Here is a 16,534-nt window from a genome sequence, read left to right on the forward strand (position 1 = left end):
CCAGGATGCCGGGTCCCGAAAGCCGACGATCAACCCCGGGCCGCACCCACGGTCAACCCGGGCCGTACGCTCCGGTCACCCCTGGGCCGTACGCCCGATCGACTCCACCAACGGCAGCATCCGCTGCGGCACCCGCTCGCGCAGCGCGACCTCGGTCCGGGTGCGGACGACGCCCGGCAGGCTGATCAGAGCCTGGATCACATCCTCCAGATGGCCGTTGTCCCGCGCGACGACCCGCGTCAGCAGATCCCCGCCACCGGTGATCGAGAACGCCTCGATGATCTCCGGTACGGCCGCCAACGCGTCCCCCACGTCGTCGAGATGCCCCTGGGTGACCTCGATGTGCACGAACGCGAGCACCGGGTGCCCGAGCGCGGCGGGGGAGAGCGAGGGACCCGTACCGGTGATCACGCCGTCCCGCTCCAGCCGGTCGAGCCGCGCCTGCAGGGTGCCGCGGGCGACGCCGAGGATGCGCGCGTACTCGCGCACGCTGGTGCGCGGCTGCTCCATGAGCAGCCGCAGGATGCGGGTGTCGAGCTCGTCCACGGCCATGGTCCGTTGGTCTCCCTGCGGTCTGGGATGATCGTTCCCGACTGTACCAATGGCTCAGTCGATCACGAGCCGGTTGAGCCACTGCCCTCGCACTGCTTACCTTGTGGGTATCCATGGCGCGGACACGCGTCATTCATGGCGCCGCGAAGCGCCGGACGGCAAGGAAGCCGGATCCGGACCCGCGGCGCCATTGCCATGTCCTGAAGGCACGTCTTGAACAAGGCACGTCCTGACGGTGGGGTCGACACGAAGTGGGGGCGGGCTGCCGACGGTGAAGAAGATGTTCATGGCTCCGGATCCGGGCCTGGCACGGCTGCGGATCTCGCTGCGGGCGGTGCTCGGCATCGGTCTCGCGGTGGCCGCGTCGGAGCTGGCCGGACTCTCGCTGCCCGCCTCGATCACGGGCGGTCTCGCCGCGCTCCTCGCGCTGTTCACCGTCAGCGACCCGACCGTGCGCGGCCAGGCGGTCACCACCGCCCTGCTGCCCGTCGTCGGCTTCCCCGTGCTCGCCCTCGCGGCCACGCTCCACTCGATGCCGACCGTCCGCGACGCGATCTGGCTCGCCGTGATCTTCTGCGGGGTGTACGCCCGCCGCTGGGGTCCCCGCGGCCACGCGCTCGGCATCTTCGCGTTCATGACCTTCTTCATCACGCAGTTCCTGCACGCCGTGCCCGGCCAGCTCCCGCAGCTGTACGCCGCGATGGCGCTGGGGCTGGCCGCGTCCTCGGTGGTGCGTTTCGGCGTGTGGTGCATCGAGCGGCGCACCGCTCCGCCCGTCACGCCCGCCGCGCCGGCCGGCCGCGGGCTCTCCCGGCCGACCACCCGCCAGGCCTTCCAGGCGACGGCCGCCTGCGCGTTCGCGATCGCCGCGGGCCAGGTCCTCTCCCACGAGCGCTGGTACTGGGCCGTCGGCACCGCCTGGTGGATCTTCGTCAACACGTCCTCGCGCGGCGAGACCCTCGTACGCGGCTTCCGGCGCGTCGTCGGCACGGTCACCGGCATCGTGGCCGGCCTGCTGATCGCCGTACCGCTGGACGGCGCCCCCGCACCCACCGCGGCGATCGTGGCGGTCTGCGTCTGGGGGATCTTCTACACCGCGGCTCTCTCGTACAGCTGGATGATGTTCTTCGTCACCGTCATGGCCGGCCTGCTCTACGGGCTGCTCGGTGTGCTGCACCCGGGCCTGCTGGGGCTGCGTCTCGCGGAGACCGCCGCCGGCGCGCTCGGCGCCGCGCTCGCCGTCGCGGTGATCCTGCCCGTCACCACGCACGCGGTCACCGACCGCTGGGTGGGCCAGGCCGTACGCGCCGTGCACGGATGCACCGCGGCGGCGGCCCGACGCCTCGCGGGTGACCCCGACGCCGACCCCGCGCCGCAGGCGGCGGAACTGGAGGCGATGCTCGGCCGGGTCCGGTTCGCCCTCGCGCCGCTCGTGCACCCCCTCAACCCGATGCGGGCCCGCAAGGCCCGGGCCCGTCAGGTGCTCGCCCTCCTCGACGACTGCGCCCGGGAGACACGCGGTCTCGCGGCCGTCGTCGCCGACCCGGACGCCTCGTACGACGCCCGCCTGACGGCCGCCTGCGGGCGTGTCGAAGCGGCGGTGGAGGTCCTGGTCGGCGCGGTGCCCGAACGCGCCGTGACGACGACCGCGGGCGCGCCGGGCCACCACTCCGCGGCCCGGGTCCACCACCCCGGCACCGAGCAGGCGCTGGCCCACCTCCATGGCCTGGAACGAGCGCTCGCCGCGCTGGCCACGCCCCTGCGCGGCTCGGCCGCCGTGAGCGCCTGAACCCTCTCCGTACGCACCGCGGTTGGACACATTGCCCATGAATGAGACAGTTTCACCGGTCACGTAGAGGGTGGATCAGGCCGTCGGACGGGTAACCCCGCGGCTGTCAGCCGCACGGAGTCCGCGGGCCGCGCGGGAGCGGTCCGCGGGCGCGGCCGCCTGAGCGCGCACGATGCGCAATGCCCCGCACAGAACCGGCCAACGCCTCACGGGCGACGGAACCGGCGGGCCGACGGCCGAGGCCTCCCGTCTGGTCTAGGCCATTGACTGCTACCGTCGCCCCGAACGGCTTGGGTACCGAGAGGGGACGGCAGTGGCGGACGACGACGGACGGCGGCGACGGGCCTACATCGGCTCCTTCACGGCGGCAGGGGGCCTCGGTGTCCTCACCGCGGCCGTGGACGAGGAGAGCGGCGCCCTGACGCTGCTGGGCGCCGTGAACAGCGTCGCCGACCCCTCGTATCTCGCCCTGTCGCCCGCCGGGGACATGCTCTACGCGGTGAGCGAGACGGCCGACGGCGCGATCGCCGCGTACCGGCTGAAGGGCGATGAGCCTTCCCTGGCCGGCCCGTTGGTGCCGGTCGGCGGCAGCGGACCCACCCATCTGAGCCTCTTCGACGGGCACGTCCTGACGGCCAACTACGGCTCCGGCAGTGTCAGCGCCGTCCCGATCCGCCACGACGGGAGCCTCGCCACCGCCTCCGGTGTGCTGCGGCACAAGGGATCGGGCCCGCACGGCCAGCGCCAGCAGGGCCCGCACGCCCACCACGTGCAGCCCGACCCGAGCCGCCGCTGGGCCGTGAGCGTCGACCTCGGAACCGACTCGGTACGCGTGTGCGCGCTGCGGGACGGAGCGCTCGCCCTGCACCGCGAGTTCGCGCTGCGGCCCGGCTCGGGGCCCCGCCACCTGGCGTTCCACCCGGACGGCGAGCGCGCGTACGTCCTCAACGAGCTCGCGCCGACCGTCACGGCCTGTCGGTGGGACGCCGTCGAGGGAGCGCTCCGGCCGGTCGGTGAGACGTCCGTGCTGCCGGACCTCCCCGACGGAGACGCCTACCCGTCCGGCATCGTCGTGTCGCCCGACGGCCGCTTCCTGTGGACCGCCACGCGCGGCCAGGACGTCCTCTCCGTGCTCGTGCCCGGCCCGCCCGGCGAAGGGCCCCGACTGGTCACCACAGTGCCCTGTGGGGGCACCTGGCCGCGGGCGCTCGCCCTCGACCCGACCGGGCGCTTCCTGTACGTGGCGAACGAGCGCTCGGGAAACGTCACGTGGTTCGAGGTGGACCAGGACACGGGCGTGCCGAAGCGGGGCGGCTCGGTCAAGGCACCCGCGGCGTCCTGCGTGGTGCTCGACTAGGACACCGGCGGGGAGGACCGCCAGGACATCCGAGGGAAGAACCCCGAAACCCCGAAGGGCCCGGCTCCGGTCAGCGGAGCGGGCCCTTCGGGATTTGTGCGTGTGCGACTGCGGCCCGCGTCAGCGGACCGGCGCGCCCTGCGGCTGCGGGGGCGCGATGCCCAGCGCCGAGGTGTACTTCGCGAGCGCCAGCTTGCCGATCGCCGGGTACGGGCCCAGCGCCTCGGCGGCGGAGCAGCCCGCCTCCTTCGCGGCGGCGTCGAGCAGCCCCGCGTCCAGCTCGGGACCGATCAGGTACGGGGCGAGCGCAAGCTGCTGCGAGCCCGAGGAGCGCAGCTGCTCGGCGGTGGCCGCGATCGCGCCGTCCACGTCGAGCGCCGCCGCCATCACGGGCACGGCGAGCCGCGCGGCGAGCAGCATGCCGGTGATCCCGGCCGCCTGCACGGCCTCGTCGCCGCCCACGGACGCCAGGATGATGCCGTCCGCGGCCGTGGCCACGGTGAACAGCCGGGCGCGGTCGGCGCGGGCCAGACCGGCCTCGGACAGCCGCACGTGCAGCCCCTCGGCGAGCAGCGGGTGCGGGCCGAGTACATCGGTCAGCTCGGCCGCCACGCGGCTGTCCATGACGGCCTGGCGGACCCGGCGCAGCAGCGCGCCGTCCGGACCCGCGAGCAGCGGCACGACCACGGCGACCGGGCCGTCGGGCTCCACCACGTCCACACCGGCGGCGCGGGCCTGCTCGAAACGCGCGATGCGCTCCTCGGAGGCGTGCGCGAGTACGGACTGGAGCGTGGGGAACTCCGAGTCGTCCCCGTCGAGGTACCCGATCCGGCCGTCGAGACCGGGGAGTTCGGAGCGCGCGATGCTCACGACCTCCTCGGCGAGGCTGCGGGTGGCGGCGCTGGGCATGCCCGGCACCGCGAGGACGAGCGCGGGCGCGCCCTCGGGAGCCGCCAACGGTTCCGGTCGGCGGTGCCGGCCGGGCTGGCGGGGTCGCGGCATTCGTACTGGCAGGCCGGACGCGGGCCCAGTGGGGGAGCTCATGGCGCCGAATGTTACTGGTTTCCTGGGCTCCCCTGTTCGGGGAGGGTGCAGGTGAGCGGTATCCGTCCGGTTTTGTCTGATGAGTTACGGACGGATTGATCTCACTGGCTGTCCACGGATCAAGGGGAGTGCGTCGGTCGGTGGGGGTCCGGGGGCTCCGCGGTGTCCGTCACGACGTACAGCATGCTCTCGTCGCGCGGCAGCGTCAGCCGGTCGTCGGCCAGGTCGACGGCGATGCGTACGGCACCGTCGAGCGGGTCGCCCGCTGCCGGGACCTGCCGGGCGTAGGGCAGCCGCTTCGCCAGGGCGTCCCGCAGCGGTACGAGGAGGGGGTCGCCCATCTTGAAGAGACCACCCGTGAGAGCGACGTGGACTTCTCCCGGTCCCTCGTCCGGGCACACCGCGGCCGCCGAGTCGGCGATGTGCCGGGCCGCGGCGGCAAGGATGTCCGACGCCACCGGGTCGTCGTCGGCGCAGGCGGCCACCTCGGGGGCGAAGGACGCCAGCACGGCGGGGCGGTCCGAGCGCGGATAGAGCTGCCCCGGCAGCGCCGAGGCCGAGCCGAACATCTCCTCGGCGCGGCTGAGGAGCGCGGCGGAGCCGCCGGGCCGTCCGTCGTCGGCGCGCAGCGCCGCTTCGAGTCCGGCCCGCCCGATCCACGCGCCGCTGCCGCAGTCGCCGAGCAGATGGCCCCAGCCGTCCGCCCTGCGCCAGCTCTTGAGATCCGTGCCGATCGCGATCATCCCCGTGCCGCCCGCGACGACCGCGCCCACCCGCTGTCCCAGCGCACCCGTGTACGCCGTGACGGCGTCGGCGACCAGCGCGAGCCTCCGTACGCCGAGCTCGCGGGCCAGCGCCGACGGCAGATCGGCGCGCAGCGAATCGCCCAGGGTGGTGAGACCGGCGGCGCCGATCGCGATCGCCCGGAGCCCCTCGACCCCGGTCCCGGCCGTCAACCGCCGGGCCATCGGCACCAGTTGTTCGAGGAGATGCCCGGCGTCGATGCCCCGGGGGCCGGTACGCACCGGCTCCCGGGAGGCCAGCGGAGCCGTGACCGGGCCGCCGTCGACGGCCAGGACGACACGCAGCCCCGAACCCCCGGAATCCACAGCCAGTACGCCCGACACCCCCGACGTCCCGCCGGGACGGGTCACGGCAGCCGCCAGTCCACGGGGGCGCCGCCCTGGCGGGCCAGCAGGTCGTTGGCCCGGCTGAACGGACGCGAACCGAAGAAGCCGCGGTCCGCCGACATCGGTGACGGATGCGACGACTCCACCGACGGCAGATCGCCCAGCAGCGGCCGGAGATTGCGGGCGTCGCGCCCCCACAGGATCGACACCAGCGGACGTCCGCGCGCGGCCAGTGCCCGTATCGCCTGCTCGGTGACCTCTTCCCAGCCCTTGCCGCGGTGGGCGGCCGGCTTGCGCGGGGTCGTGGTCAGCGCCTTGTTGAGCAACAGCACGCCCTGCTGGGTCCAGGGAGTCAGGTCGCCGTTCGTCGGCGGGGGCAGGCCCAGGTCGGTGGTCAGCTCCCGGTAGATGTTGATGAGGCTGCCGGGCAGCGGACGCACCTCGGGTGCGACCGAGAACGACAGCCCCACCGCGTGTCCCGGGGTCGGATAGGGGTCCTGGCCGACGATGAGGACCCGGACGTCGTCGAAGGGTTGCTGGAAGGCGCGGAGCACGTTCGGGCCCGCCGGTAGATAGGTGCGTCCCGCGGCGATCTCCGCGCGCAGGAAGTCCCCCATCTCGGCGATCCGTCCGGCCACGGGTTCGAGGGCTTTCGCCCAGCCCTGTTCGACGATTTCATGCAACGGTCGTGGTGCCACGGCGTCACCCTACTGCCGTACGCGCATGGTCGATCAACCGGTGGTCGCCGCACGGCCCGGGGTGGTATGTGCGGTGACAGCGGCGGGTGTTGGGGCCCCGGAGGGTGGCGGGGGCCAGCCCGGTCCCGGGGCTCAATCGATCACCGCGGCCCGTACGCAGAGGACGTCCGGCAGATGGGACGCCAGCTGCTGCCAGCTGTCCCCGTCGTCCGCCGACGCGAACACCTCGCCGTTGCGATTGCCGAAGTACACGCCCGCCGGGTCCGCGTCGTCCGTGCACATGGCGTCGCGCAGCACCGTGCCGTAGTGATCCTCCTGCGGCAGCCCCGCCGAGAGCGGCTCCCAGCTCCTTCCCGCGTCCGCCGTGCGGAAGACACGGCATCGGTGCTCGGCGGGAACCCGGTCCGAGTCGGCGTTGATGGGAAAGACGTAGGCGGTGTCACCGCGATGCGGATGTGCCGCCGCGGCGAAGCCGAACGTGGACGGCAGGCCCTCGCCGATGTCCGTCCACTGCGCCCCGGCGTCGTCGCTGCGGTAGACGCCCCAGTGGTTCTGCAGATACAGGCGGTCAGGGGTCGTCGGGTCCTGCGCGATCTTGTGCACGCACTGGCCGAACTCCGGGTTCGGATCCGGCAGGAACACCGCCTCGACACCGGAGTTGGACGGCTCCCAGCTCTCCCCGCCGTCCTTCGTGCGGAAGACGCCGGCCGTGGAGACGGCGACCGTCACCGCTCGCGGGTCGCGCGCGTCCGTGAGGACGGTGTGCAGGCCCTCTCCGCCGCCGCCGGGCACCCACTTCGAGCGGGTGGGGTGCTCCCAGAGGGGACGGACGAGCTCGAAGGACTCGCCGCGGTCCGTCGAGCGGTACAGCGCCGCCGGTTCCGTGCCCGCGTACACCACGTCCGGCTCGGCCGCCGCCGGGTGCAGCTGCCACACGCGCTCCAGCGAAGCGCCCGTGTCCTGGGGGAACTTGACGGCGGCCTTGGCCGGCTCCGTCCAGGTGCGGCCCAGGTCGTCGGAGTGGAACACGGACGGGCCCCAGTGCGCGCTGTCGCCGCCGACGAGGAGCCGCGGCACGTCACCACGGGTGTCGATCGCGACCGAATAGACCGCCTGGGCATTGAAATACGGACTGTCGTCGAACTCCCAGGCACCGCCGCGCCGCCGCCCGATGAACAGTCCCTTGCGTGTGCCTACCGTGAGCAGTACCTCGGCCATGCCGGCCACCTCCGGACGTCGGTGTCTCAGATATCGGCCAGTCTGCACCCCGGCACTGACAGTCACCCCCGGACGCGACATTCGTGCAGGTCAGAACGTTTCTTCGGTGGCGCCGACGATGTGGGGTACGTCTCCTGAGCAACAGGGCGGTGGCGTTCGTATGGGAGGGCGTCGGTGTGCTGGTGATGAGGGAGGGCCCGCGATGGCGGCGTTACGAGGTCCGAGGGCGTTGCTGTGGCGTTGGTGGCCCAATCCGCTGCGACGCCGCAGCGACAGGCTGGAGGCCTGGGCCGTGCTCGCCACCTGGCTGCTCGTCCTGCTCGCCGGGATGATCGCGGGACTGGCGGCCGCTCAGTCGGTCGAGCGCACCCTCGCCAGGGAGCGCGTCGAGTGGCGGCCCGTACCCGCACTGCTCACCGAGCGAGCGCCCGGCACCAGGGAAGCCGGTGTGGAGCGGGTGTGGGCGAAGGTCCGCTGGACCGCGCCCGACGGTACGGCCCACGAGGGCCAGACCCGGGTCGACCCCGGCAGCACGGCCGGCACCCCGGTCACCGTCTGGACCGACCCCGACGGCCTCCTCGTCACCAGGCCCGCGACGGAGGCCCAGGCCGCTCTGCGGGCGGCGATGATCGGCATTCTGATCGGAGTGAGTGCCGCGGCCGTGCCCTTCGCCGGCGGGCGGGTGGTCCGCGGCCGTCTGGAACGGCGGCGGATGGACGAGTGGGACACGGAGTGGGAGCGGGTCGGTCCCCAGTGGGGCTGGAAGACCGGCTGAGGGGGCGGACCGCGGTGGCGTGAACACCGCGGCCGCCCGCGGCATGTTGTGTGCCCCGTGAAACAATCCGCACGTTCACGGAGCGGCTCACGGAGGCGGAGGCAGCGGCGGCGATGCGTTCGGACCAGCCGGAGAGAGCCGGGACGACGGGTTCGCACCATCCGGAGGGAGCCGCAGAGGCGACGCATTCGGAGGATCCAGACCAGGACCCCGAGAAGGGCGCGCTGGACGAGGCGGCGAGGGTCTTCGTCGGCGTGCGGCGGCAGCTCTTCGGCATCGCCTACCGCATGCTCGGCAGCGCTGCGGAGGCCGAGGACGTGGTCCAGGAGGCCTGGCTGCGCTGGCAGTCGACGGACCGCACGGTCGTCCTGGACCCGCCCGCCTATCTCGCCACCGTGACGACCCGTCTGGCGATCAACGTCGCCCAGTCCGCACGCGTGCGCCGCGAGACGTACGTCGGCCCGTGGCTTCCCGAACCCGTGGACACCAGCCTCGACCCGCAGGTGGGGGCCGAACGGGGCGAGGCGGTGGAGCTCGCGGTGCTCCTGATCCTGGAGAAACTGACGCCGACGGAACGGGCGGCCTACGTCCTCCGCGAGGCGTTCGACTACCCGTACGAGCAGATCGCGGCCATCCTCGAAACGGGGCAGGCCAACGCCCGTCAGCTGGTCAGCCGGGCGCGCCGACACCTGGCCGCCGAGCGGCGGGAGCCGGTGGACGCGGGCGAGCACCGGCGGCTGCTCGAAGCCTTCCTGGCGGCGGCGCGGACGGGTGACCTCGCGGTACTCGAAGAGCTGCTCGCCGAGGACGTCGTCAGCTACTCGGACGGCGGGGGAGTGCGTGGCGCGTCGAGGATCCCGGTGCTCGGCAGTGCCCGCGTCGCCAAATACCTGGCGGCCTTCGCGCCGAGGTTCTGGCCCGGCGCCGAGGTCGAGTGGGCCGAGGCGAACGGCCGCCCGGCCGTGCTCGTCTCCCACGAGGGCCGAGCCGTCGCCCTGCTCGCCGTCGACGCCTCCGCGCAGGGCATCGAGCGGATCATGTGGGTGATGAACCCCGCCAAGCTCGACCCGTACGTCCGGTCGCTGTCGGGTCCTCGCAGCACTTCGTAGCAGGCGGGCGCCGGGAGGAGAGCCGGGCGGCGCCAGGAAGAGGACCGCGGCTGTCACAAACCCGGACCCTGTCCGGTCCACATGGTCAGCAGGTCCGATTCCGTCGGACGAAACCGGAAGGTTTGCACCATGAAGATCGTAGTCATCGGCGGCACTGGGCTCATCGGGTCGAAGTTGGTGGAGAGGCTCAGGGCGGACGGCCACGAGGTCCTGCCCGCCTCGCCGAACACCGGCGTCAACAGCATCACGGGCGAGGGCCTGGACGACGCGCTCAAGGGCGCCTCGGTCGTCGTCGACGTGTCCAACTCGCCCTCCTTCGAGGACAGCGCGGTGCTGGAGTTCTTCCGCACGTCCACAGGCAACCTCGTCGCGGCCGAGTCCGCGGCGGGCGTGGGACACCACGTGGCCCTGTCGGTCGTGGGGAGCGAACAGCTGCCCGACTCGGGCTACCTGCGCGCCAAGGTCGCCCAGGAGGAGCTGATCAAGGGCTCCGGGATCCCGTACACCATCGTCCGCGCCACCCAGTTCTTCGAGTTCGTGAAGGGCATCGCTGCAGGATCCACCGAGGGCGACACGGTCCGGCTGCCCTCCTCGCTCCTCCAGCCGCTCGCGTCCGACGACGTGGTCGCGGCGGTCGCCCGGGCCGCCGAGGCGGCTCCGCTGAACGGCACCACCGAGGTGGCGGGCCCCGAGGAGCTCCACCTCGACGAGTTCGTCCGCACGGGCCTGGCGGCCGAGAAGGACCCGCGCGAGGTCGTCACCGACGAGTCCGTGGGCTACTTCGGCGCGCACCCCCAGGGGCGCGAGCTGCTGCCCGGCCCCGACGCCCACGTCGCCGGGACGAGCTTCACGGAATGGCTCGGCCGCCAGAAGTAGGCCGCGTAAGCAAGCAGGCCGCGTCAGAGGCAGGTCCCGTCAGACGGAACGGTGGTACTGGTCCGGCACGTGCACATCGCCCCCGAGTTCGCGGGCCGCGTGCCGGGCCCACGACGGGTTGCGCAGCAGTTCCCGGCCGAGCAGAACGGCGTCCGCCTCACCGTTGGCGACGATCTTCTCGGCCTGCTCGACATCGGTGATGAGACCGACGGCCGCGACGGCCATCGACGTCTCGCCCTTCACGCGCGCGGCGAAAGGCACCTGGTAGCCCGGCCCGACGGGGATGCGTACGCCGGACGCGTTGCCGCCCGTGGAGACGTCGAGCAGGTCCACGCCGTGGGCGGTCAGTTCGGCGGCGAAGCGGACCGTGTCGTCGGCCGTCCAGCCGTTCTCCTCCAGCCAGTCGGTGGCCGAGACGCGGAAGAACAGCGGCTTGTCGTCCGGCCACACCTCGCGCACGGCGTCCACGACTTCGAGGGCGAAGCGCACGCGGTTCTCGTACGAGCCGCCGTACGCGTCGGTGCGCCGGTTGGAGTGCGGGGAGAGGAACTCGCCGACCAGGTAGCCGTGCGCGCCGTGGATCTCGGCGACCTCGAAGCCGGCGTCCAGCGCCCGCCGCGCGGCGTCGGCGAACTGGCCGACGATCTCCTTGATCCCGTCCACCGTCAGCTCGGTCGGCACGGGGTGGTTCTCGTCGAAGGCCACCGGGCTCGGTCCGAGCGGCTGCCAGCCGTACGCGTCCGGGCCCACGGGCGCGCCGCCCTTCCAGGGGCGGTCTGTCGAGGCCTTGCGGCCGCCGTGCCCGAGCTGGATCGCGGGAACCGTGCCCTGGGACACCAGGAACCGCGTGATCCGCCGGAACGCCTCGACCTGGGTGTCGTTCCAGATGCCCAGGTCGTACGGCGAGATCCGCCCCTCGGGGCTGACCGCGGTGGCCTCGACGATGATCAGGCCCGTCCCGCCGGCGGCCCGCGCCGCGTAGTGCGCGAAGTGCCAGTCGTTCGGGGCGCCCGTCTCCGGGCCCTCCGGCGCGGCCGAGTACTGGCACATCGGCGGCATCCAGACCCGGTTCGGGACGGTCAGATCGCGCACGGTGTAGGGCTCGAAGAGCGCGCTCACGGCGGACTCCAATTCGTGACGGGGCCGGGTTACGACTCGTACGATAGGCATCGTAGTACGGCGGATGTCAAACTACGAGACCTCTCGTACAATGAGGTTCTCCGGAGATCTCGGACCTCAGATCTCCGGCCCCGACGGACTGGAGCCGCCGTGACGACCGCCGCCCCCACCAGCAGCAGCCGCGACCTTCCGCACCCCGGGCGCGCGGAGATCCGGCTGGAGGCCGTGCTGCACGCTCTCTCCGATCCGATGCGGCTGTCGGTCGTGCGAGAGCTCGCCGCCGACGGCGACGATCTCTCCTGTTCGCACTTCGACCTGCCCGTCACCAAGTCCACGACCACGCACCACTTCCGGGTGCTGCGCGAGGCGGGCGTGATCCGGCAGATCTACCGGGGCACCGCCAAGATGAACGGGCTGCGGCGGGACGACCTAGACGACCTCTTCCCGGGGCTTCTCGACAGTGTCCTCGCCGCCGCCGCTCGCCAGGCCGTCCGCCTCGGGAGCGGCTGAACCGCCCTTCGAGGGAAGGTGGTTGAAGAGCAGGTTCAGCACGATCGCGGTGAGACAGCCCGCGCTGATACCGCTGTTCATCACCGTCTGGAACCAGTCGGGGAACTTCGCGTACACCGTCGGCACTCCGACCGGCAGCATCCCGACGGCGACCGAAACGGCCACCACCGTCAGGTTGTTGTTGCCCTTGAAGTCGACCTGGGCCAGCGTCCGCAGCCCGCTCGCGGCGACCGTGCCGAACATGACCAGGCCCGCGCCGCCGAGCACCGGAGCAGGTATGGCCGCGACCACCGCGCCCAGCTTGGGCAGCAGGCCGAGCAGGACGAGGATGCCGCCGGCGGTGGCGACCACCCAGCGGCTGCGGACCCGTGTCATGCCGACGAGACCGACGTTCTGCGCGTACGCCGTGTACGGGAACGTGTTGAAGACACCGCCGAGGACCGTCGACAGGCCGTCCGCGCGCAGGCCGTCGGCGAGCGAGCGGGGCTCGATCTTCCGGTCGGTCATCTCGCCGACCGCGATGAAGTCACCGGTCGTCTCCGTCATCGTCACCAGCGCCACGACCAGCATCGAAGCGATCGCCGACGCCTCGAACGTGGGGGCGCCGAAGTGGAACGGCGTGCTGATGCCGAGCCAGTCCGCGTTCCCGACCCCGTCGAAGTCCGTGAAGCCGAACGGCACGGCGACCGCGAGCCCCACCGCGATGCCGAGTAGCACCGCGATCCGGCTCAGGAAGACCGGCGCGAACCGCTGCACGGCGAGCACGACCGCCAGGACGAAGGCCGCGAGCGCGAGGTTCTTCGGTTCGCCGAAGTCAGGTGAACCCACCCCGCCTGCCGCCCAGTTGCCCGCCACCGGCAGCAGCGAGAGCCCGATGATCAGGATCACCGTGCCCGTGACGAGCGGCGGGAAGAACCGCAGCAGCTTCCCGAAGACCGGCGCCAGCAGGATGATCGCCAGCCCGGCGACGATCACCGACCCGTAGATCGCGGGCAGTCCGCCGCCGCCCGTACCGATCAGCACCATCGGCGACACGGCCGCGAAGGTGCAGCCCTGCATGATCGGCAGCCGCACGCCGAAGCGCCAGAAGCCGACGCACTGGATGAGCGTCGCGATGCCGCACAGCAGCAGGTCGGCCGTGATCAGGTACGCCATGTCCGCCGGCGACAGCTTCATCGCGCTGCCGACGATCAGCGGGACCGCGACCGCGCCCGCGTACATGGCGAGGACGTGCTGCAGGCCGAAGGCGGCGAGGTGGCGGACAGGTGGGACCTCGTCCACGGGGTGCACTTGACGTGCGGGGGTGGGGGTTGGGGTTGCCATGGGCACTCCAGGAGCGGCGGGGAGGTGGGGACTGCCTGAGACCGTATGCGGATTACACAGTTTGTTGATTTCCGGTCTGTTGCGGCAGGTGTCATGCCCCGAGAGGTGCGTGGCTATCCGCGGGCTGGATGTGGCTGGTCGCGCAGTTCCCCGAGCCCCTTAAGGGGCGTCTGTTGCGCGGGCTGCTTCCAGTAGGGACTGCCAGTCGGGGAGTTTGACCACGTGCCTGCCCAGGGAGGTGCCCAGTGCTGCCTCCGCCCGTTCTATTGCCTGCCAGCCCTCCCATTCGACCGGGTGCAGGCCCTCCGCCCTCAGCGCAGTCAGCGGGTCGGGCAGTACATCGCGACGCGCGAGCGTGGGCGCGTCCTCCAGGAGTGACGTCACCGTTTCCTTCGCGCAGGGGCGGTTGGTGCCGATGACGCCTGTGGGGCCGCGTTTGATCCAGCCGGCCACGTACTCGCCGGGGGAGACCGAGCCGTCGCGGAGCACGCGGCCCGCGAGGTGGGGCACGGTGCCGAGGCCCGCGTCGAAGGGGAGGCCCTCCAGGGGCACTCCGCGGTAGCCGACCGAGCGCAGGACCAACTGGGCCTCGATGTCCTCGAATCGGCCCGTCCCCGTCACGCCGCCCCGGCCGTCCGGGAGTGTCCGTTCGAAGCGGACGGCGCCCACGCGCCCGGCGTCCGGGAGGAGTTCGACCGGGCGGAGGAAGAAGCGGAGACGGATCCGGCGGGTGCCGGAAGGGCGTGGCTGTTCGGCCCAGCCGCGCAGCACCTCGACGTTGCGGCGCTGTGCGGCGGGCAGCGCGGAGGGGTCGGCGTACGCCGGGTCGAGCGCCAACTCGGCTGGATCCACGACCACTTCGGTGTCCGGCAGGCCGCCCAGTTCGCGCAGCTCCTTGGTGGTGAAGCGGGCCTGTGACGGGCCGCGCCGTCCCACCATCTGGATTTCCCGCACCCGGCTGTCGGCCAGTGCGGCGAGCGCCGACTGGGGCATGTCGGTGGGGCTCAGCTCCGCGGTGCCGCGGGCCAGCATCCGGGTCACGTCCACCGCCACGTTGCCGACGCCGATGACGACCGCCGCCCGCGCGCCGACCACGAAACCGTCGGACAGGGAGTCCGGATGCGCGCTGTACCAGGACACGAACTCGGTCGCCGACCAACTGCCGGGCAGCTCCTCGCCGGGCACCCCGAGATGCCGGTCGGTGGCGGCGCCCACGCAGTACACGACCGCGTGGTAGAGCTCTCGCAGCCGGGCGGCAGGCAGTCCGTCCGGGCCGACCAGGACACCGCCGAGGAACCGGACGCGCTCGTGTTCCAGGACCGTACGCAGATTGTTCTGCAGTGACTTGATCTTCTCGTGGTCGGGTGCCACGCCGTAGCGCACCAGCCCGTACGGGCACGGCAGCCGGTCCAGGACATCCACTCTGACTTCCGGCACCTGGCCCTGCTGGACGAGACCCTGCGCGGTGTACACCCCACTCGGCCCCGAGCCGACGACGGCGACCTGCAGCACGGCTGAGCCCCTTCCCCGAGGAGAACGAGGAGATCGCTGGTGCTTCCAGCATCGCACCGCACGGCGCGCCCGGGGAGGGGCAGAACACGGTGCTGCGCCGACGGGGTGCCCCGCCGGGAACGTATGCGTGCCCATTCGCAGTGAATGTGATCATGCGGTTACGTTGAGTATGTGCTGGAAGCATCCTTTCTTAATCTTTTTGATCGATATGCGCCGGACGGTGTCGTGTCCGTGTGGCCCGCCTGGGAAGTGCGGGAGCACGGGGAGGAGCGCGACACCGCCACGGCGTGGTGCAACGTCCGACTGTCCTTCGACGACGGTGCCCAGGTCGACATGCTTGCCGTGGTGTGCGACGGATGTGTCTCCGTCGAGGACGTACGGGCCCGGCCGGCGCTCTCGCTCGACGACCTGGCGGCTCTTCCGGACTGGATCGAGGGCCCGCTCCTGGAGGCGTGCGGGGGCGCGGTGGAACCGGTGGGCGCCGCGTTGGCCGACGGGGCTCCGGAGAAGCGGCACGCGCGCCCCGCCCGGCCGCGCGGCATCGAGGGCCGGCGCTTCGTCGCCGGGGAGTATCTGGCGGCTCAGGGGGCGGGCCTGGACCCGGTGCTCGCGGTGATGTCCGCGACCGGACACGGCCGCCGACGCGCGCTCAGGCTGATCGCCGGAGCGCGGGACGCGGGTCTGCTGACGCCGCGTCATGTTCGCCGCTGATCCGCCGCCGACCGGGTCGGGCGCCGTCAGGACATGTCGCGCATCCGGCTGATCTCGGCCGTCTGCTGGGCGATCACGTCGTCGGCCATCTCCTCGATCTGAAGGTTGTTGCCCTGGGCCTTCACGTCGGTGGCCATGGTGATGGCCCCGTCGTGGTGGGTGATCATCAGCTTCAGGAAGAGCTCGTCGAACGCCTTGCCCTGTGCCGCCCGCAGCTTCTTGAGCTGCGCCTCGGTCGCCATGCCCGGCATCGGCTCGTGGTCGTGGGACTTGCTCTTCCCGGCACCGCCGTGGTTCTTGAGCCAGCTCTTCATGGTGTTGATCTCGGGTCGCTGCGCGGCCGTGATCCGGTCGGCCAGCCCCTTCACCCGGGTCGACTCGGCGTGCTTCGCGGCGAGTTCCGTCATCTCCAGCGCCTGCGCGTGATGCTCGATCATCATGCGCGCGTAGTCGCGGTCGGCGGTGTTGGGTGAGTCGTCCTCCGCCCGGTGCTTCGCGGCGTCCTCGGCGGAGAGCGTCTGGGCGGCCTCGCCCGGCTTGCCGGGGGCGATGACCGAAGGGCCCGTGCCCGCCGCGGACTTGGACGGGCTCTCGTCGTCCGAACCGGTGCAGCCCCCGAGTGCGAGGACGGCGGACACCGCGATCGCGACGCGGAACAGGGACGTACGGCCAAACGGCACAGCGACCTCCTGAGTCACCCGGGACAACAGACACCTCGTGAGTGTTGATGACCGTCTTAGCACGCTGCTGAACGTGATTGATCAAAAACATTCATTACGAATGCGTTGCCGCCTGTTGATCTGTGCATGAT

16 protein-coding genes are annotated in these 16,534 nt (G+C 72.0%); 7 read left to right on the forward strand and 9 right to left on the reverse strand.

The genetic code is table 11. The annotated features are described in order from the left end of the window. Positions 1–75: 75 nt before the first annotated feature. The gene (locus QF035_RS46645; RefSeq protein WP_307528135.1) at positions 76–552 is read right to left on the reverse strand and encodes an Lrp/AsnC family transcriptional regulator; all 477 of its coding nucleotides are present in this window, start codon (positions 550–552) and stop codon (positions 76–78) included. A gap of 280 nt (positions 553–832) precedes the next feature. Here QF035_RS46645 and QF035_RS46650 point away from each other — a divergent pair, with 280 nt between their 5' ends. Both QF035_RS46650 and QF035_RS46655 read left to right on the forward strand, forming a co-directional pair. After that, the gene (locus QF035_RS46650) at positions 833–2,341 is read left to right on the forward strand and encodes an FUSC family protein (protein WP_307528137.1); all 1,509 of its coding nucleotides are present in this window, start codon (positions 833–835) and stop codon (positions 2,339–2,341) included. Positions 2,342–2,654: 313 nt separating this feature from the next. Further along, positions 2,655–3,698: a lactonase family protein gene (locus QF035_RS46655; protein WP_307528139.1), complete on the forward strand. Its 1,044-nt coding sequence runs from the start codon at positions 2,655–2,657 to the stop codon at positions 3,696–3,698. A gap of 120 nt (positions 3,699–3,818) precedes the next feature. Here the strand turns inward: QF035_RS46655 and QF035_RS46660 are convergent, their stop codons facing one another. The 4 genes from QF035_RS46660 to QF035_RS46675 form a co-directional block, all read right to left on the reverse strand. Then, on the reverse strand, positions 3,819–4,742 hold the full coding sequence (locus QF035_RS46660; RefSeq protein WP_200400138.1) for a sirohydrochlorin chelatase: 924 nt from the start codon (positions 4,740–4,742) through the stop codon (positions 3,819–3,821). A 119-nt stretch (positions 4,743–4,861) separates the two neighbouring features. Then, complete coding sequence (locus tag QF035_RS46665) at positions 4,862–5,896, reverse strand: N-acetylglucosamine kinase (RefSeq protein ID WP_307528142.1); 1,035 nt, start codon at positions 5,894–5,896, stop codon at positions 4,862–4,864. Continuing rightward, positions 5,893–6,570: a uracil-DNA glycosylase gene (locus QF035_RS46670; RefSeq protein ID WP_307528144.1), complete on the reverse strand. Its 678-nt coding sequence runs from the start codon at positions 6,568–6,570 to the stop codon at positions 5,893–5,895. Before QF035_RS46670 ends, QF035_RS46665 begins: the two co-directional genes overlap by 4 nt. 132 nt (positions 6,571–6,702) lie before the next feature. Continuing rightward, the gene (locus QF035_RS46675) at positions 6,703–7,788 is read right to left on the reverse strand and encodes a WD40/YVTN/BNR-like repeat-containing protein (protein WP_307528146.1); all 1,086 of its coding nucleotides are present in this window, start codon (positions 7,786–7,788) and stop codon (positions 6,703–6,705) included. Positions 7,789–7,990: 202 nt separating this feature from the next. Between QF035_RS46675 and QF035_RS46680 the strand changes: the two genes are divergently transcribed. The 3 genes from QF035_RS46680 (at position 7,991) to QF035_RS46690 (ending at position 10,548) form a co-directional block, all read left to right on the forward strand. Beyond that, complete coding sequence (locus tag QF035_RS46680) at positions 7,991–8,563, forward strand: Rv1733c family protein (RefSeq protein ID WP_307528148.1); 573 nt, start codon at positions 7,991–7,993, stop codon at positions 8,561–8,563. Between the two features lie 50 nt (positions 8,564–8,613). Next, a complete protein-coding gene (locus QF035_RS46685; RefSeq protein ID WP_307528150.1) occupies positions 8,614–9,672 on the forward strand; it encodes an RNA polymerase sigma-70 factor in 1,059 nt (352 codons plus the stop codon). Positions 9,673–9,801: 129 nt separating this feature from the next. Beyond that, positions 9,802–10,548, forward strand: coding sequence for an SDR family oxidoreductase (locus tag QF035_RS46690; protein WP_307528152.1), 747 nt, complete (start codon positions 9,802–9,804; stop codon positions 10,546–10,548). Positions 10,549–10,587: 39 nt separating this feature from the next. Here the strand turns inward: QF035_RS46690 and QF035_RS46695 are convergent, their stop codons facing one another. Next, complete coding sequence (locus QF035_RS46695; RefSeq protein ID WP_307528154.1) at positions 10,588–11,667, reverse strand: NADH:flavin oxidoreductase/NADH oxidase; 1,080 nt, start codon at positions 11,665–11,667, stop codon at positions 10,588–10,590. Between the two features lie 150 nt (positions 11,668–11,817). On the opposite strand from QF035_RS46695, the gene QF035_RS46700 reads away from it, so the two are divergent. Beyond that, entirely contained in the window at positions 11,818–12,177 is a 360-nt protein-coding gene (locus QF035_RS46700) for an ArsR/SmtB family transcription factor (RefSeq protein ID WP_307528156.1), read from the forward strand. On the opposite strand, the gene QF035_RS46705 is transcribed toward QF035_RS46700, so the two are convergent. Together QF035_RS46705 and QF035_RS46710 are read right to left on the reverse strand one after the other, a co-directional pair. Then, positions 12,097–13,500 (reverse strand): nucleobase:cation symporter-2 family protein, encoded by a 1,404-nt coding sequence (locus tag QF035_RS46705; protein WP_307528158.1) that lies wholly within the window; start codon positions 13,498–13,500, stop codon positions 12,097–12,099. The two genes, QF035_RS46700 and QF035_RS46705, sit on opposite strands and share 81 nt — an antisense overlap. A gap of 159 nt (positions 13,501–13,659) precedes the next feature. Further along, positions 13,660–15,012, reverse strand: a complete 1,353-nt coding sequence (locus QF035_RS46710) for an FAD-dependent oxidoreductase (RefSeq protein WP_307528160.1) — start codon at positions 15,010–15,012, stop codon at positions 13,660–13,662. Positions 15,013–15,237: 225 nt separating this feature from the next. Between QF035_RS46710 and QF035_RS46715 the strand changes: the two genes are divergently transcribed. Further along, a complete protein-coding gene (locus QF035_RS46715) occupies positions 15,238–15,723 on the forward strand; it encodes a DUF6214 family protein (RefSeq protein ID WP_307528162.1) in 486 nt (161 codons plus the stop codon). Positions 15,724–15,749: 26 nt separating this feature from the next. Here QF035_RS46715 and QF035_RS46720 read toward each other — a convergent pair whose 3' ends face one another. Beyond that, positions 15,750–16,403, reverse strand: coding sequence for a DUF305 domain-containing protein (locus QF035_RS46720; RefSeq protein WP_307528164.1), 654 nt, complete (start codon positions 16,401–16,403; stop codon positions 15,750–15,752). Positions 16,404–16,534: the final 131 nt, after the last annotated feature.

The organism is Streptomyces umbrinus (assembly GCF_030817415.1).
Lineage (GTDB): Bacteria > Actinomycetota > Actinomycetes > Streptomycetales > Streptomycetaceae > Streptomyces > Streptomyces umbrinus_A.

Excerpts from the sequence above, each read along its gene's own strand:
- QF035_RS46660 (WP_200400138.1), bottom strand. The coding sequence starts at position 4,742 with ATGAGCTCCCCCACTGGGCCCGCGTCCGGCCTGCCAGTACGAATGCCG.
- QF035_RS46675 (WP_307528146.1), bottom strand. The coding sequence starts at position 7,788 with ATGGCCGAGGTACTGCTCACGGTAGGCACACGCAAGGGACTGTTCATC.
- QF035_RS46690 (WP_307528152.1), top strand. The coding sequence starts at position 9,802 with ATGAAGATCGTAGTCATCGGCGGCACTGGGCTCATCGGGTCGAAGTTG.
- QF035_RS46645 (WP_307528135.1), bottom strand. The coding sequence starts at position 552 with ATGGCCGTGGACGAGCTCGACACCCGCATCCTGCGGCTGCTCATGGAG.
- QF035_RS46650 (WP_307528137.1), top strand. The coding sequence starts at position 833 with ATGTTCATGGCTCCGGATCCGGGCCTGGCACGGCTGCGGATCTCGCTG.
- QF035_RS46680 (WP_307528148.1), top strand. The coding sequence starts at position 7,991 with ATGGCGGCGTTACGAGGTCCGAGGGCGTTGCTGTGGCGTTGGTGGCCC.
- QF035_RS46705 (WP_307528158.1), bottom strand. The coding sequence starts at position 13,500 with ATGGCAACCCCAACCCCCACCCCCGCACGTCAAGTGCACCCCGTGGAC.